This is a genomic window from Mycobacterium sp. P4_H6, from assembly GCF_056400845.1.
On sequence record NZ_JBFUKN010000027.1, the window covers coordinates 24956 to 41408 of the forward strand.

15 protein-coding genes and 1 pseudogene are annotated in these 16453 nt (G+C 64.8%); 7 read left to right on the top strand and 9 right to left on the bottom strand.

The features are described 5' to 3' along the window. Positions 1-20 precede the first annotated feature (20 nt). The 4 genes from AC1DTF_RS13580 to AC1DTF_RS13595 all read right to left on the bottom strand — a co-directional run bounded on the left by AC1DTF_RS13580 (position 21) and on the right by AC1DTF_RS13595 (position 6267). Positions 21-1034 carry an AraC family transcriptional regulator gene (locus AC1DTF_RS13580; RefSeq protein ID WP_477474416.1) on the bottom strand — a complete coding sequence of 338 codons (1014 nt, stop codon included), beginning with the start codon at positions 1032-1034 and terminating at the stop codon, positions 21-23. Then, positions 1031-1837: an alpha/beta hydrolase gene (locus tag AC1DTF_RS13585; RefSeq protein WP_477474417.1), complete on the bottom strand. Its 807-nt coding sequence runs from the start codon at positions 1835-1837 to the stop codon at positions 1031-1033. Before AC1DTF_RS13585 ends, AC1DTF_RS13580 begins: the two co-directional genes overlap by 4 nt. A gap of 4 nt (positions 1838-1841) precedes the next feature. Continuing rightward, positions 1842-2912 carry an NAD(P)-dependent alcohol dehydrogenase gene (locus tag AC1DTF_RS13590; RefSeq protein WP_477474418.1) on the bottom strand — a complete coding sequence of 357 codons (1071 nt, stop codon included), beginning with the start codon at positions 2910-2912 and terminating at the stop codon, positions 1842-1844. Between the two features lie 148 nt (positions 2913-3060). Beyond that, the gene (locus AC1DTF_RS13595; protein WP_477474419.1) at positions 3061-6267 is read right to left on the bottom strand and encodes a BTAD domain-containing putative transcriptional regulator; all 3207 of its coding nucleotides are present in this window, start codon (positions 6265-6267) and stop codon (positions 3061-3063) included. A gap of 298 nt (positions 6268-6565) precedes the next feature. Between AC1DTF_RS13595 and AC1DTF_RS13600 the strand changes: the two genes are divergently transcribed. Further along, the gene (locus tag AC1DTF_RS13600) at positions 6566-6997 is read left to right on the top strand and encodes a VOC family protein (protein ID WP_477474420.1); all 432 of its coding nucleotides are present in this window, start codon (positions 6566-6568) and stop codon (positions 6995-6997) included. 47 nt (positions 6998-7044) lie between these two features. On the opposite strand, the pseudogene AC1DTF_RS13605 reads toward AC1DTF_RS13600, so the two are convergent. After that, positions 7045-8513: pseudogene (locus tag AC1DTF_RS13605) on the bottom strand (ATP-binding protein). A 261-nt stretch (positions 8514-8774) separates the two neighbouring features. Here AC1DTF_RS13605 and AC1DTF_RS13610 point away from each other — a divergent pair. Together AC1DTF_RS13610 and AC1DTF_RS13615 are read left to right on the top strand one after the other, a co-directional pair. Next, entirely contained in the window at positions 8775-9449 is a 675-nt protein-coding gene (locus AC1DTF_RS13610) for a type 1 glutamine amidotransferase domain-containing protein (RefSeq protein WP_477474421.1), read from the top strand. Further along, on the top strand, positions 9449-9745 hold the full coding sequence (locus AC1DTF_RS13615; protein ID WP_477474422.1) for a putative quinol monooxygenase: 297 nt from the start codon (positions 9449-9451) through the stop codon (positions 9743-9745). Before AC1DTF_RS13610 ends, AC1DTF_RS13615 begins: the two co-directional genes overlap by 1 nt. 296 nt (positions 9746-10041) lie before the next feature. Here AC1DTF_RS13615 and AC1DTF_RS13620 read toward each other — a convergent pair whose 3' ends face one another. Both AC1DTF_RS13620 and AC1DTF_RS13625 read right to left on the bottom strand, forming a co-directional pair. After that, positions 10042-10818, bottom strand: coding sequence for a hypothetical protein (locus AC1DTF_RS13620; protein WP_477474423.1), 777 nt, complete (start codon positions 10816-10818; stop codon positions 10042-10044). After that, positions 10805-11566, bottom strand: a complete 762-nt coding sequence (locus AC1DTF_RS13625; RefSeq protein WP_477474424.1) for a HipA domain-containing protein — start codon at positions 11564-11566, stop codon at positions 10805-10807. Before AC1DTF_RS13625 ends, AC1DTF_RS13620 begins: the two co-directional genes overlap by 14 nt. Positions 11567-12401: 835 nt before the next feature. On the opposite strand from AC1DTF_RS13625, the gene lysE reads away from it, so the two are divergent. Beyond that, positions 12402-13001, top strand: a complete 600-nt coding sequence (gene lysE, locus AC1DTF_RS13630) for an L-lysine exporter (RefSeq protein WP_477474425.1) — start codon at positions 12402-12404, stop codon at positions 12999-13001. 83 nt (positions 13002-13084) lie between these two features. Beyond that, complete coding sequence (locus tag AC1DTF_RS13635; protein WP_477474426.1) at positions 13085-13846, top strand: alpha/beta hydrolase; 762 nt, start codon at positions 13085-13087, stop codon at positions 13844-13846. Here AC1DTF_RS13635 and AC1DTF_RS13640 read toward each other — a convergent pair. Then, positions 13828-14661 carry an LLM class F420-dependent oxidoreductase gene (locus AC1DTF_RS13640; RefSeq protein WP_477474427.1) on the bottom strand — a complete coding sequence of 278 codons (834 nt, stop codon included), beginning with the start codon at positions 14659-14661 and terminating at the stop codon, positions 13828-13830. The genes AC1DTF_RS13635 and AC1DTF_RS13640 overlap by 19 nt on opposite strands. A gap of 58 nt (positions 14662-14719) precedes the next feature. On the opposite strand from AC1DTF_RS13640, the gene AC1DTF_RS13645 reads away from it, so the two are divergent. Continuing rightward, positions 14720-15085, top strand: coding sequence for a MerR family transcriptional regulator (locus AC1DTF_RS13645; protein WP_477474428.1), 366 nt, complete (start codon positions 14720-14722; stop codon positions 15083-15085). Positions 15086-15124: 39 nt separating this feature from the next. Here AC1DTF_RS13645 and AC1DTF_RS13650 read toward each other — a convergent pair whose 3' ends face one another. Then, the gene (locus AC1DTF_RS13650; protein WP_477474429.1) at positions 15125-15496 is read right to left on the bottom strand and encodes a VOC family protein; all 372 of its coding nucleotides are present in this window, start codon (positions 15494-15496) and stop codon (positions 15125-15127) included. Positions 15497-15557: 61 nt separating this feature from the next. Here AC1DTF_RS13650 and AC1DTF_RS13655 point away from each other — a divergent pair, with 61 nt between their 5' ends. Beyond that, positions 15558-16442, top strand: coding sequence for an IclR family transcriptional regulator (locus AC1DTF_RS13655; RefSeq protein WP_477474430.1), 885 nt, complete (start codon positions 15558-15560; stop codon positions 16440-16442). Positions 16443-16453 lie beyond the last annotated feature (11 nt).

Sequence of the window (16453 nt, forward strand, 5' to 3'; positions counted from 1 at the left end):
TTTCTCCAGTCCCGCGCGCGTCAGCCGGCCGCCTCGGGAAGTGCGCGCACGTTGCTGCTGACGAGGTGTGCATCGGCATAGTCACCTGGGGTGGAACCGAACCGAATGCGGAACTCCTTGATGAAATGCGAGACGCTGGTGTAGCCGACCGAGCGCGAAGCCTCCGCCACTCCACAGCGCCCCTCGTCGAACAGTTGCCGTGCCCGATCCAGCCGCGCCTCCTTGACGTACCGATAGGGCGGGCGCCCAGTCCTTTCCCGAAACATCCGCGAAAATGCTGACGGGCTCAGACAAGCCTGCGCTGCAAGAGTATCGACGGCCAGGGGCTCAGCCAGGTGGTCGCGAATGTAATCCAGCACTGCGGCAATAGGATTGCCGTTCAGCTCACCGGCGGCCAGGTGTATCAACCGCCCACGTTGCTCGCGCTGCAACATCCGATACACGACTTCCTGCAGGTGCAGGGGTGCCAGGACGCGACGATCGCAGGTGTCCGACAGCGAGTCGAGAAACCGGAGCACGGTGAGCGTCAATTCGTCGTCGAGCGCGGATACCGGACCCGTTGCGACGTCATCGAGATGGCCCACAGCCACGCCCAGGCCACGCATGTTCGTCCACAGTGACCGGACAAGCTGTGGGTCGATTGCCAAGACCAGGCACAGGACCGGTTGATCGGGCGACGCCGCCAGGATCCGGCAATCGAACTGATCACCTCCTCCGCCGAGCACCACGTAGCTCGTCCGGCTGTTGAGGAGCCACGGGCCGACGGCGATACGTGTGGTCGCCGCCGAAACGATGATTCCCACAGACAGGGCACCGAGGTCGTCCCACCGCGCCTGACCGGGCCGGGTGAACCGGTAGATCATCGAGTCCGGCCACGGAGTGGCATTTGCTCCATCCGCGTGCGCGTGCGTGCACAAGTGCTCAGACAGCCGCCGCTGGTGCTCATCGTCATCCCGCGAAGAAACCAGGCGAATTGGCGGTCGCAGATGCGCCAGATCATCTGTGAAACTGCGGAATCGGTGGGCACTGGTCATGTTTGGCTTTCTCCGCCGAAACCCCGGACTTCCAGCCAGGCCAGTGCGACGTCGGCAACCTCGTGCCAGCGGTGATCAATCGTCAAGGAGTGCCCAGCGCCGTCGAATCCGTGGAAGTCGGTGACCGCAGCGGATCGCTCGTACTGTTTGAACGTGGCCCTGGCACTAATGAAGGGCACGGTGTGGTCTTCAGTGCCGCCGGTGATCAACAGCGGCCCCCGCGCGGTGTTGGCGGTGTCGACCCTGGCAGGAGAATTCGGAGAAATGTTGGCCATCGCCGCCTCGAACAAGGGCCTACCCGGGGACGGGATGGACCACTGTTCCCACAGCGAGTCGGACTCCGCCTTGGACAGTGCATTGCCGAACCCGTAACGAAATTGTCTCTGCGTCAACGTTGTGGCACGACCATGATTCAGCGGATTGACCAACACCGGGAAGGCCGACCGCAGTTGTGCAAGCGGCAGCGGTGTGACGCCCTTGATGGGGGCGGGGTTGATGGCGACTGCCGCGGCAACCCTGTTCTGCCCGAGCAGCTTCTGCGCGATCAGGCCACCGAACGAGTGGCCGATGGCGATCGGTGGCGCATCGAACTGTTCGATGACGGCCGCGAAGTGTTCCGTCAACTGAAGGATCCCGAATCGTGCTTGAGCGTGCGGGTTTCCCCGTGCCGCGGCTGCGGTGTCGCCCTCACCCGGCCACCGCGGGGTGATCGCCCGGTAACCCCTCGCGGCGACATACTCCATCCACGGTTGCCATGCTGTGTAGGAGAGCCACAACCCATGGATGAAGATGATGTCAGGCATGTGTTCAGTCGAAGACGATCACGGCGCGGCCCACGATGTCACCGCGGCCCAGCGCTTCGAGGCTCTCGTTGACGTCGCCGAGTTTCACGGGGACGACGTTGTGCTTGATCAGTCCCTGGCCGGCCAGTGTCAAAACCTCTTTGAGATCGATGTAGTTGCCCCAGAACGACCCGAAATAAGACTTTTCACCGCTGACGAAGGGGAACAGCGGAAGTTCGACGCGATGACCCATCAAGCCCACTTGGCAGAGCGCGCCCTCGGTCGCCAGAATGGCGGCCGCCAGGCCCAATGACTCAGGGGATCCTGCGCAGTCCAGAACCGCATCGACCGTCCTGCCACCAGTCAGGTCTTCGAGTTCGTTCTGCACGTCGTCGACCGTTTTGTCGCGAACATTGACGGTGTGGTGTGCGCCGTTTTCCTTCGCCACGGAGAGCTTCTCGTCGCTACGCGCGAACCCGAGCACGGTCGCGCCCCCGCCTAGCAGCCGGGCGTACTGGACTCCATAGCTTCCAAGTCCGCCGATGCCGTTGACGACGACGGTCCGGCCGGGGCCGAGTTTTCCGGCGTCGCGTAGTTTCTTCATACCCCGGTACGGGGTGATCCCGGCGTCGGTCAGCGGCGCCAGGTATTCGGGTCGGGCGTTGGACTGGTCGGCGACGGAGATGACGTGGTCGTGGGGCGCCAGCATATACTCGGCGAATCCGCCGTTCGGTCCGAATCCTGCGAGTTGCCCACCGCTGCAGAGTTGTTGGTTCCCTTCGTGGCACTGGCGGCAGGTGCCGTCGCCCCATTGGGCGTCGACCACGACAAGGTCGCCCTCGGAGAGTCCGGCGGACTTCGGTACGTCGGCGCCCAGGGCGGCGATGTAGCCGGCGACCTCGTGTCCGGGGATGAAGGGCAACTCGACCGGTAGTCCCTCCCGGAAGTAGCCGTCGAGAAGCTGGTAGTCGCTACGACACATGCCTGCCGCAGCGACCTTGAGCAGAACCTGATTCGGCCCGGCCTCAGGGACCGGAATCTCGTCGATCTGCAAAGGCTCATTGAACGCATGAATGCGGGCCGCCTTCATCTGCATTACTTCTCCTCGGGATCCGTTCCTCTCTGGCGGCCAGCGCCCCAAAAGTTGCTGCGCGCGAGCCGTTTTCCGACAACACCGACGCTATTCGAGCCGTGTTGACAACCAGTGGATGCTTAGTTGATTCGGTGCTGGCCCCGGGACTCGATCAATTGAGTTCGGCCAGGAACTGTTCGGCACGGTGGACGAACAGGTGTGCCTCGTGCTCGCGCGAGAAACTGCGGGCAGCTTCGGCGGCCGCCCGGACCGCGGCGGCCGACTCCCCGCGGGCATGCAGAACCCGCGCCCGCAGGAGCAGGATCAAACCCTCGGGGTAGCGCTGGCCGTACGCTCTGCAATAGAACTCGGCCCGGTCCAGAGCCGCCGTCGCTTCCTCGAGCGACCCGGCCGCCAGGTACATCTCGCCAAGCAATGCGTACCAGGTTGCCACGCACGACCGCGGCGGGTCGAGGAGGTTCGCTGCGATGATCTGTTGCGCCTCAGTGATGGCACTCGTCGCCCCCGCCTGCTCACCGCCAGTGATGACAAGCGCCCAGCACCGGGCCAGTCGCTGATAGGTGCCCAGAAACACGAACGAAAATCCCGGGTCCACCGCGATGCCCCGTTCCGCCCCCCGCAATGCCCATTCCGGGTCGCCGACGATGGACGCGGTCCTCGCCACGATGGCGGACCAGACAATGATGCGATAGGGATCGTCCCCAGCCACCGCCTCCAGCGTGTCGAGCAGCATCCGCGCTGCTTCAACATCACCGTGTAGAGCAGTGATCTCGGCCAGCATCCCGACCATGAGCAACTCAAGACCGCCACGGACCGGATCTTCCTGGCGCCCTGCCAGTGCCCCGAGCAGTAGCGGCTCGCATTGGCTCAGATAGCGGTATGCCTCGCCGATGTTGCCGACATCCCACTGATGGAGACCCCAGGCTTGCAGGCCGTATGTGCGGACCATCGGATCGGCGGACGCATAACCCTGCTCCAGCAACCGCCGCGCCAACGGGCCGGCGCGGTTGAGCTCGATGGCTTGTTGGTGAGCGGCCCAGCGGGAGAAGAGGAAGCCGGCGGCTTCCAGCTCGCGGCCAAGTCCACGGGCCAGATATTCGGCGCGCTCCAACAGATCGAGTGCTGCGGTGCCGTACATCGATCGCATCCCGACGACCGCGGTCAGTTGTGACAGGGAGGAGAGCTCGAGCTCCGCCAGGCCTGCCTGGCGCGCCACGTGCACGGCCAACCGCAGCTGGCGCTCGGCAGCTTCGAGCGCCGACTTCGTCGCGGCACGGGCGCCGGCGCGGGCCAGCGCTCCAGCGGTTCTGGCCGCATCGGCGAGCGGACCGGCCGACCACAAGTGGTACGCGAGACGCTCGACGACGGTGTCGTCATCGGAATCGGTGCCTTCCAATGCGTCGGCGATGCCAATGTGCACCTGCGTCGCGCGCCCCGGTGGCGTGATCCCGGCGACCGACTCGCGGACCAGGTCGTGGGTGAAGCGGAACGAATAAGGGTCATGCGGCGTCGGTTCGAGCAGCCCCAGACCGTGCAAGGGCTCAAGCCGGTCAAGGCACTTCTGGATGTCGATACCGGAGACGCGGGCGAGCAGGCTCAGCGCGACGTCTCGACCGATGAGCGCGGCGATTTGCAATAGGCGGATGACACCGTCGTCGAGGTCGGCCACCCGGTCCCGGACCACATCACGCACAGTGGACGGCACCCCCGCCTGCGTTGCCACGGTCGCGGACAGCGTGCCGCCGGCGGCGAGGAATCGGGACAGTTCGCGGACGAAGAACGGATTGCCTGCGGTGCGGGCGAAGATGTCGCGGGCGACGCCGCTGGCAGGATCTTGGCCGGTCTCGCGCCGGATGAGCTCGGCCACCTCGGCGAGGGTGAGCGAGCCGAGCACGATGCGGCGGTGCCCGGAAACCCGGCTTGCTGTGGCGAGCATTCGAGCGAGCTCCGTGCCGGGCGATGGCGCGTGATCACGAAGGGCACCGATCATTAGGGTGCCGCCCGGCAACCGGGCTGTCAGGTGAGCGAACAGCTGCAGCGATGCGACGTCAGCCCAATGGAGGTCGTCGATCACAATCACCAGCGGCCGCTCGGAAGAGACTTCGGCCACGACGGCCACGACACGCTCGAACAGCCGGAATTGGACGCCGGTGTCCGTCAGCACCGACCCGCCCAGGAGCACGTCGCGCGGCTCGAGGAGGCGGCCAAGGTCGCCGTCAAGCCACTTCTGCTGCAGTGCGGCAGGCACCAGGTTCACGACAGCGCCGACTACCTGGACCCACGGCCACATCGACGGCGTTCCGTCACCGTCGAGGCAACTTCCCCAGACAACGAGCCCGTCGCGCCGACCGGCCGCCCCGACGACCTCCTGGAGCAAGCGAGTCTTGCCCACCCCCGGCTCGCCCTCCACGATGACCAACCCCGCGCCACCGGCGAAAGCCGCATCGACGGCCTCCCGCAGCACTGCGAGTTCCTCGCCTCGACCGACCAGTCCCTCGGCCGAAGGCTCCTCCGGTCGTAGCGCAAGTCGCGCCTCGGTCGACGATTGGCTCATTACTCGGCGGTGGGCGGCATCCAGGGCTTGCCCGGGATCGAGGCCGAGTTCGTCGGCGAGCCGGTTGCGGACTTGATTGAAGACCCACAACGCCTCCACCTGTCGCCCGGCGGCACCGAGAATCGTGATGAGGCACGCTTGCACCGGCTCGCGCAAAGGGGCAATGGCAGCCGCCAGTTGAAGGGGTACCAAGACGCGCTCCGGTTGACCGAGCGTCACCGCGAGTTCCGCTGCGGCCGTGCACGCATCGAAAAACTCATCGTCCAGTCCGGCGAAGATGGACATTGCCGCCGGTCCGTGGGCAAACCCGTCACCGGCGGGGCCGGCCCACAGTCCCAACGCAATCACATAGTCGTCGAGGGCCTCGCTGTGGCGGTGCTCCGACAGGGCCGACTCGGCGGCGGCGACGTATTCCCGGAAGCTGGCCAGGTCGAGTTCGCCCGGTCCCGCCGTGAACAGATAACCGGTGCCCCGCCGCAGCAGATACGAGCCGGGGCTTCGTGCCGGCAACATGGGTTCGACCAAGCGCCGCAGCGCACCAATGTACTTGTGTAGGACATTGAGCGCGGTCGCCGGCGCTCCTTCGCCCCAGATTACGTCGATGATCTGGGCAGTGCTGATCGGTCGCCCCTCCTGCGCGAGCAGCAAGGCAAGCAGACACGCCTGCTGCCGAGGACCGGGGTCCAACTCGATACCGTTGCGCCACAGTCGCATCGGGCCGAGAATCTGCAGCCGCAGCGAACTGGCGGAGGCCGACCGACCACCGCCGTCGGCGGGACCGTTAGGCGCAGCCACGTCCGTCACTCCCGGTTCGATTCAACAGAGTGCTGACCGCGCGACCAGGTTCACGGGCAACTGCACGAAGCTGGTCACTTGCCACGACCAGCTCGGATGGCTCGGCTAGCAAGCCTGAGCTTACTGTCAAGTCGGCGTCGTGGGGTTTGTATCGCGGCGGCGCCGACCGGCTTGGTGCGGCGGACGTGACGCATTCCCGCCGTGCCATGGCGTATACCGACCCGGTTAGCCGTTGCGCATGCCGGTTGGGCGGCGTCGCCCACAGAATTCGACGTAACCGCACACGACCATCGAACGGAGGCAGGCGGTGAGTGGAAACACCGACGCCACATTCAGCGGCGTCCATCATCTGTCGTTGACGGTCACCGACCTCGAGGCCAGTATCGCCTGGTATCAGCGCGTGTTCCAAACGCAGCGGTTGGACATCACGGTCCCGCACTACGGCCGAGAGGAGACCGGTTACAGCGTATTGCTGCCCGAGCCTCGGTCAGGGTTGATCTTCAGTCTCCACACCAACACTGGAAACTGCGGCCAGCGATTCGACGAAGCCCATACCGGGTTGGACCATGTGTCTTTCGGAGTTTCTGGACGCGATGCATTGGAGACCTGGACCGCCTGGTTGGATGAACTCGGAATCAGCCACACCGGCGTGGTCGACGAGATCGCGCCGATCAAGTACTCGGCGGTAGTCTTCCGCGATCCAGACAATATCCAGCTCGAACTCATCGCCATGGACTGATTAAGCATTAAAAGATCTCGGCTACAGTGCTTTTCGAGACACCGCGATCACTCGCCGCTTGGCTGCGGCTCGCAAGGGGGCTCCCGTGGCAGGCGCACGGTGAAACGCGTGTCACCGGGCTCGGACTGCACCGACAGGTTCCCGCCGTGCTTTTCCACAATCCGCCAAGCGAGGTCCAAACCAAGCCCGCTGCCCTCGCCGGCGGGCTTTGTGGTGAAGAAGGCGGTGAAGATGTGGTCGACGATGTCGTCGGCGATCCCGGGACCGTCATCGCAGATCTCGACGCAGATCATGTAGTCACCTTCGCGCATGGTCCGGACGGTTAACGTCCCCTCCCCCTTCATCGCCTCGACCGCGTTGTCGATGATGTTCGTCCAGACTTGGTTGAGATCACCTGCATAGCAGTTGATTTCAGGCAGTGTGTGATCCCAATCGGTGACGAGCCGAACATCGCTGCCCGTACCGACGCGGCCCTCGAACATCAACAGTGTGCGCGCAGCAGCGAGTGGACATCCACTGCCTGGTAGGCGTCACGATCCATCTGGGAGTAGTGCTTCGCCCCCGCAAGCAGAGTGGAGATGCGCTTGCTCGCCTCGACGATCTCCCGGACTCGCAACTCGCTGTCGATGGAATCCCGCAACCATCCGACGGCGCGCTGCAGCGCCCCGGTGCCGGGGTTACCGCCTGAACCGGTCGCGATCGACGATGACACCTGCTGCAGCCAATCGGTATCGAGTCCGGCCTCAGCGAAGGTCGGCGCCTGGTCCCACGCTTGGTCGATGCCGTGGCTGTCGAGCCAGTCGCCGATCCGCTCCTCGCGGTCTGCGGCTTCCAACGCGGTGGTGTCCCGGTTGCTGGCCGCGCCGACGTGTTCGGTAGCGGCACCCTGGATCGACGTCAGCGCCCGAACCGCCTCCGGCGGGAATCTGCCATCGGCCACCACCGACAGTTGTTGTCTCATTCTGCTGACGACCTCCCGCAGGTCGGTCGCTGCGCGGGCGATGGCAGCCGCGGGATTGTTCAAATGGTGCGTCAAACCGGCGGTTATCGTGCCCAGCGCGAGCAGTCTGGCGCGCTGACCGAGAAGCTGCTGCTGACGAATCGTCCCGAGGGTGTGGCCCGCCAACAGGTGCACGGCCATCGGGAACTGCGACTGCATGAAGCCGGCGAATCGCTCGGCGTCGAGTACATAGAAGCGTGATGTCCGGGTCAAACGGATGGACACCTCGTGGACCTGCGCTGCGGCGGGAATATAGGCCACCCACGCGCCGCAGTAGACGCCACGCTGAGACGTTCGAAGTGTCTGTACATCGACGCCGCCCATCCGGCCCGACATCAGGAGTTCGCCCTCGATCATGACGTAGAAGCGGGTCGCCGGTTCACCCTCCCGGATCAGGGGACCGGGCGGAAAGGTCTCGATTCGGCCAGCAGCACAGAGCAATTCGAGTTGGGCGTCCGAAAGGTGCTCGAACAGAAACAATGTCCGCAGTTCGTCGGCCCGGCATTGCTCGCTCATTGGCATCCTTGTTCCCGCAGAGTCGGCCGCTCGCTGTGCGGCCAAGAATAGTGGAGGTCCGCCGGCGCGGACTCTGGTGTAGCCGAAAGGGGCAACGGCGGAGCAGGAATCCGATATACGAACCATCGCACGGCAACCGATAGCGCATTCCTGCGCAGTTGTTGCCCGTTCCGCGCCGATACGACCTGTTCACCGCGGACTCGCGCCAACTCGTGTTGTCATTCATCACGATTCGCAAATCTGGCAGTGAGGGAGAGAGCCGTGAGCGTCCCCTACGTCCTGTTCGTCGTCACCAATGCCGCCTTCATCGGCCCGAATGATCGCCCCACCGGCTTCTTCTTTCCAGAGATCGCGCATCCGTTCGAGGCGCTGGACCGAGCAGGCGTCGCCGTCGAGTTCGCCTCCCCATTGGGCGGCAAGCCGCCAGAAGACGGGTTCGATCCCGAGGACCCGGCACAGGCCACTTTCCTAGATAGCAAGGCCTACCGCCGCCTGTCCCGCAGCCGAAAATTGTCCGAAGTCGACGTGCTCGACTACGACGCGGTCTTCATCCCAGGCGGACTCGGTCCGATGGTCGACATCACGGGGAATCCGGAGGTGCAGGACACCGTCAGCTGCGCCTGGAACGCAGGGATGATCGTCTCCGCCGTCTGCCATGGGCCGGCTGCATTCCTGGGCGTCACCCTCGACGACGGTGCTCCATTCGTGCGCGGCCGCAACCTCACGTCGTTTTCGACCGCCGAGGAAAATGGCTACGCCGACAAGGACGTGCCGTTCGACCTAGAAGGGGCACTGCGCGAGGAGGGCGCTGTCTACGAAGCGACCGACCCGTGGCAGCCTCAACTCGTCGTTGACGGCCGCCTGATCACCGGCCAGAACCCGCAATCGGGGTCGCTGGTCGGAGAGGCGCTGGTCGAAGCGCTCAAGCAAATCTGATGGAGCCCGTCGTTGTGGTCGCCCGATGGCAGACCACGGAGGCCGCGCTCGACACCGTGCTGGCACACGTCGCGGCACTGCGACCCCACGCCCTCGCCGAGCCAGGATGCTTGGGGTACGGGATCTTTCAGAGCGTGGACGACCCCACCACCCTCGTGCTTATCGAGCGCTATCGCGACAAGACAGCACTCGATGCACACGTGAACTCGCCCCACTACCAGGAGCTGGTGGTGGAGCGCATCCGTCCGCTGCTGACCGACCGGCAAGTGGAGATCCTCCGGCGCGACGCAAACTAGCAGGTACATTGCACGGTCGGAAAGTAGCGGTCGGCAGTGCCGTGCCGCCGTCTCTCAATCAGGCACCAGCACGGTCAAGCAACGGCCAGACTTTTGCCATCCGAGATGTCGAATTCGTGTTGATTGCCAAACTCCGTGACAGGTCGCAGTCTGCCCACCTGCGAGTCCGTGCCGTTGTCGCGTGAGATGGCGGGTGGAATTTGCCATCCAAACGGCGGACGCCCCGGACCGTCAGTTCGCGCGACCCAGAAAGCTGCGTTGTTGTGGAGGGTCCCCCGGCGCCGAAGGGAGCCGGGTCAGGTCGTGCGCCACGCCTGCTGATTGAACACGAACTCCTCACAATGGCCGGACAGACGCAGTAGGAGTCGCAGATGTGGGTGCGTCGCAGCCGGGTTAGCACGAACAACTGTCAGCTCGTAGTTTCCGCTAGCCAGCACTGAGTGCACGTAGTCCAGTAGAGGATCAGGCACAAACCCGAGGTGTTGATGGCCGTCGACGATACGGATTGCCCGGCCATTCACAGGGTTGTCGCTATCCGGTTCTAAGGTAAGCCGCGCGCCCGGGGCTAAGGCGCTGATGTGTTCACTCGCCTCCAGCGACCGATACCGCACACCGTGGGCGAGGAAACATGCCGACGTCTGACCGCTTCGCTCGTCGTAGGTGGGCAGCGAGATCAGCTCTATCGGGTCGCCCTCACGGTGCCCGCCGGAGGCGGTCAGAATCTCCCACGCGTCGGCATCGTCGCTGAGATCGAGCGCGGCGAGATATTGAGGGCGGTCCGGCCGCTTGGCGCTTATCACTCGATCGGCGAATGAGGGAAACAGCCGGGTCGACTGATAGTGGCGCTGCAAGTCCTTGAATCCGACGATGGGAACAAATGTCGGGTCGACGAGGGCAGTCGCCAAGTACTTAAATTCGTAGACCGCAGATCCCTCGGAGTCGGCTACGCGATCGAGGTATCCAATGGCGCGGTACGCTCCGTCGTCGGCACCGCGGCGAGTAACAATGAGCCGGGTCGCGGGTGCTTCCACTTCAGCGCCCACAGAGGTCGCAACAAGGTCAGTGGAGAGCATCGCAGAGTCGCTTTCGGTTGGTCGATACAGCTGTATGCAGGAATCTACGAGTCGAGTCCGACAAGTCAGGCGTTGCCTCAATAACATCGAAGCATACGCCGAGGTCAACGCCCGTCATTCGGTCGATCCAATACTGCCGCGCGTCGGGACTGGCCATACTGAGAGCACGTCGAGCTTGCTCAAGCAGGCTTTGCACCTCACCCCCGTCGAATCGCTTCGTCCTCCCGCGTTCGCACCATGACGCCACGGCCTTGCCGTCTACTCGTGCGGCACGATCGGGATCACCATTTCCGCTGGCCAGCGCGGAGCCGTGGTCGAAACTTGGGCTCAGGCACACATAGCCTGACCGAAGATTCTGCAGCACACCCCAGTTGTGGGCGTGCCTGTCGGTGTTCGCGATCCACGCATCAAGCATGAGGTAGCCCGTGAAAACGTCGAAGGCTGGCCAGTCGGCATACTCGCTTGCCACTGGCCCGTCCATGCCAGCGAGGACGTCGCGGATTGCCTCAAGCGTGTGACCGCGGCACGAATCCGTGTCGAACTCGTCGTCGTATTCGGCGAGCAGAGCCGCACCAGGAGCCCATGACCATGTACGCGGGCGCATATCGCGACTCATCGACCCGTAGACACGCGAGCCGCTCGTCAGTTCAATCACCGAGGCCAGATGGGTTTCGGCCGAGGGAACACCTAATAAGACGGCCAGTTCGTACGCGATCTTTTCGGCCCAGTTCTCACCCCGAATCAGCACATCGGGCTTATCGCCTCTTCGCTGTCGCTCTTTTGAGAGCGCTAGTTCCTTGACTCGGCGGGGCTTGAACAACCAGTGGCCGTCGTACGACTATTCCGGCGGGGCGATGAACCAACGCTTAGCTTCGTCGCCGCCTGGCTCCCGCTCACCGCGCGTCCAGCCCTCCAAGTCGACGACCGGGAACCGCTCCACCACGCCGGGCACTCTATCCTCGGTGCGAGCGTTTAGGCGCGCGCCGAGCCGCGCTAAGAAGCATTACGCAGCACTAGTCAACGTCATACGCTGTGCAGTTCGTCGGCTTCCGCTTTGAGCTTCTCCGGCCACCAACATCAGAACCGCGCACACAGCGCTGAAGCCAGAAGGGACTGCCCCCAGTTACCGCGCCAATCCAAACCGAAGCGCCTCCGCCAACGGCCAACCCGGGCGGACCGTTGGGATTGAAAAGCGCTTTACCGGTACCACACCTAAGCAACTCCACCCAGCTTGTGATGTCCTCTGAGCATGTGCCTGCCAAGGTCCAGAAGCAATAGCCGGCCGCGGAGATATCGATAGTCACTGCCGCGAAATCGCTCTGACGGCGTTCCTAACCATGCATACGAGGTCGTCCGCGCCGGATTGGCCCGGGCTCTACCAAGCAATGATCAGACTTTTTGCCATCCACAATGTCGAATTCGACATCATTCGACATTTCATATGGCAATCCGACACGGAGATTGGCAATCTACAAACTGCCCGAGACCGCGATGCCGGAATGAATGGCTCGCATTAATACGGCTAATGCTGGGTTAGAATCCTTAGCTGTACTTGATCTCGTCGGCGACCTACCGTCAATCGCATGGCTTCACCTGTCTTCATCGGTTTCCTCACCACCATGGCGTTGATCGCCGCGATCGGCGCGCAGAACGCGTTCGTGCTCCGTCAGGGCATCCGCGGCGAGCATGTGGTGCCGGTGATCGCGCTGTGCACAGTGTCAGACCTGATCCTGATCGCCGCCGGGATCGCCGGCGTGGGCGCATTGATCACCGCGCATCCGACCGCGATGACGATCGCCAAGATCGGTGGGGCCACCTTCCTGCTCGGCTACGGGGCGCTGGCCGCCCGTCGCGCACTCCGGCCGGGTGTGTTGAACCCATCCGACGAGACCCCGGCGCGGTTGGTGGAGGTGCTGCTCACCGCGGCCGCGCTGACCTGGCTGAACCCGCATGTCTACCTCGACACGGTCGTCCTGCTCGGGTCACTGGCCAACGAACATCAGGAGCAGCGTTGGCTTTTCGGTGCCGGAGCGGTCGCAGCCAGCGCGCTGTGGTTCACCGGTCTGGGTCTCGGTGCGCGCAAACTGGCCGGGCTGTTCGCGAATCCGTCCACCTGGCGTGTCCTGGACGGGATCATCGCGGTGGTGATGGTGGCACTCGGTGTGTGGATGGCGGTGGCTTGACCGCTGGACCTCGGCTACCGGATGCTGACCGCCTACCTCTGAGGTAATTGAACCGCGACGCGGCCCGCATGATCATGGGGACCATGACCAAGCCACCAGTTCTACTGCTGCACGGCGTGTTCGGAAGTCCCGGTCTACTCGAACCATGGGTGCGTTTCCTGGGCGATGCGGGCTACCACTGTCATGTCCCCACCTTCCCCGGCCGCGATCCTTCCGATGACCGGGTGCTGGCGAAAACCGGTGTCGCAGAGTGCGTGGACATCGCCCTGCGCGCCTACGACGCGATCGGGGAGCCGGCCGTCGTGATCGGGCACAGCTTCGGTGGTTTCGTGGCGCAGAAGGTGGCGGCGGCCCGCGACTGCGTCGCCCTGGTGATGCTCGCGTCGGTCCCGCCGGGTGTGCTGTGGCCGCAACTGCGCTCGCTACCCCACCTGATCCCGGTGCTTCCGGCGACCCTGGCGGGACGACCGTTTCGGCCCTCGACCGCCACCATGCATGCCGTCCCGCTCAACACCTTGCCGGCGGCGGAGCGAGACATGCTGATTCCCAGACTGGTCCGCGACTCCGGGCGGGTGTTCCGGACCATGTCGCTCGGATTGCCGATCATGCATGTCGATCCGGCGGACGTGACGTGTCCCGTGCTGTGCGCCAGTGCCGGCGCCGGCGCCGACCGCAACGTCGCCCCCAGGATGTCCCGCCGCCTCGCGGCACGCTACCGCGCCGAGCACCACGTGTATCCCGCTCTGCCGCACTGGATCATCGCCGAATCGGCACTTCCGGAGGTCGGACCGCCGACGGTGGCGTGGCTGGACCGGGTGGTGCCCACTCAGAGCAACAAGGCGTGACTGTCCAGGAGGCGCAGCGCCGCATCGTGGTCCGGTGTCGGCATCGCCGCGAGCAGTGTCCGTGAGACACCGGCTTCGGCATACTGGTCGAGTTGCGCAGCCGACGGGTCGTTGGTGAGGGCGACGACGGTGAGCGGGGACCGGCCGTTTTCGGCGGCAAGGTTCTGCAGCTCGCGGATGGCTCCGGCCAACCGGGTGGCCTGCACGTCTGGTGGTGCCAGCCACCCATCGGCTTCTGCGACCACCCGGGAAAAGGTGCTCGGCCCCCAACCGCCGAGCAGCAGCGGTGGCCGCGGCAGCTGAACCGGCTTCGGCCAGGACAGGATCTTGTCGAAATCGACGTGTTCGCCGTGAAACTCGGCTTCGTCGTTGTTCCAGATCTGCTGTGCCGCCCGTAGCCGTTCGGAGACCAGCCGTACCCGGATTCGCGGGTCGGTGCCGTGGTTGCGCATCTCCTCCCGCAGCCACCCCGCTCCGACGCCCAGTTCCACCCGGCCCGCGGACAGTACGTCCAGGCTGGCCACTTCCTTGGCGAACAGGATCGGATCACGTTGTGCCAGAAGGGTAACGGCCGTACCGAGTCGCAGCGACGAAGTGACCGCCGCGGAGGCAGCCAGCAGCACGAACGGATCGAAGTTTCGTGCATACTCCGCGGGCAGCGGGTCACCCGTCGGCGTCGGCGTCTCGAACTCGACCGGTATGTGCGTGTGTTCGGGCACGAACATCGACTCGAAACCGCGCTGTTCGATCTCGCGGGCCAGCGTCGTGGGAGCCAGACTGTCAGCATTGGCCGCGGTGAAGATTCCGATATCCATGGCACTATGGTCAACGTTGCCATCAGTGTGAAGGTCAAGAGCCTGTGGAGGATTCGACGTGCTGATCGGAGAACTCGCCGCGCTCACCGGCGCCAGCCGGCGCTCGTTGCGTCACTACGAGGATGAAGGCCTTCTGATATCGGCGCGCGCCGCGAACGGCTACCGCACCTACGATGCTGCCGCCGTCGCGACCGTGCACAAGATCAAGGCACTGCTGGGCGCCGGAATGACGCTGGACCTCGTCCGGCAGGTGCTGCCCTGCACCGTGGACGCCACCCCCCGGGTGGAGCCATGCGCTCGACTACTGACGGCGCTGCGCGGAGAAATGGCGCGTCTGGACGAGAGCGCCGCCGCTATTCAGTTGAGCCGCAACCAGATCGCCGCAATCGTGGAACGCAGCACCACCTCGGCTCCGAGCCGGTGAGAAGCCGAGTGACGGTGACCGTGTGCGTCTGAGCCCAGGTCACGCCGGTGCCGGGAACATCACCGTGATACAGAACGGGTGACCCGCCGGGTCGATCAGGACGCGCCAGTTGTCCGGATCGGGTTGGACGTCGGCCTTGGTGGCGCCCAACGCGATGATCCGGGCCTCCTCGGCGTCCAGGTCGTCGACCGCGAGATCGAGGTGCAGTTGCTTCGGCGTCCGCCCGCCCGGCCAGGTCGGGGGCAGGTGATTCTCGATCCGTTCGAAGGTCAACAGGATGCCCGGTGCGCGTAACACCGCCAGATCCGGTGTCGACCGCACCACCTCGGCTCCCAGGACATCACGGTAGAAGTCACCGAGTGCCGCTGGGTCCGGGCAGTCCACCGCGATCGCACCCAACCGAATTCCCATAACGCTTCCAACGGGGCTTTTCGCAGAGATGTTCCGGGGTTCGCGAATAGGATCGGGCCAAATGGCCCGCAGATCACCGCAAACCGAGCGTCTCGTGGAAATGGTCGAGTACCTGGCGGCGGATCCACATCGCGAGTACCAGCTCACGGAGTTGGCGCGCCTGGTCAACCTGGACGCCGCCACCTGTCATCCGATGCTCACCGAGCTCACTCGGGTGGGCTGGCTGGTCAAGGACCGCGTACGCAAGACCTACCGGCTGGGGCCGCGCCTCATTGCCGTCGGCGCGGCGGCGCAGGCGTCCCTGCCGATCGCGACCTACGCCCGACCCGAGATGCTCCGGTTGAGCGCGGACACCGGTGTGCCGGCCTGCCTGTTCATCCCGTCCTCGGACGACCTGGTGATTGCCGACCTGACGTACCCGGACGGCACCGACACCGGGCATCTCCCGTTGCAGGCCGGCGATCACATCGAATTCGGCCCGCCCCTCGGGGCGGTCCTGGCGGCGTGGGCGAGCCAGTTCACCGTCGACACCTGGCTGCGCCGCGTCGCACCCGGCCCCGACGACCCCGTGCGCACGTGGCGGATCCTGCAGATGATCCGGGAGCGCCGATTCTCGGTCGAACTGTCACCGGCACCGCAAGCCCAGATGCAGGAGATGACGGATTTCGCGATCGGAGAGGTGCACGGTTCCCGCCGGGCCGAACGCATGATCGGTGGGCAGCGACCCGTCATGACACCGGACCTGATGCTCGGGGGCATCGACGAGGCCGCGGTGTATGTGCCGCTGTCGGTCAGTGCGGCCTGCTTCGACCCCGGCGGCGCACCCGTGGCCGCCCTGTCGGTGCTGACGATGGCCGATCCCAAGACCGGCCGGGAACTGCTGACCCTCGGGGAGAACGTCAGCGCCGCGGCGGACACCATCACCGCACGCCTGCGCGACCATTGACACCTGCGCGT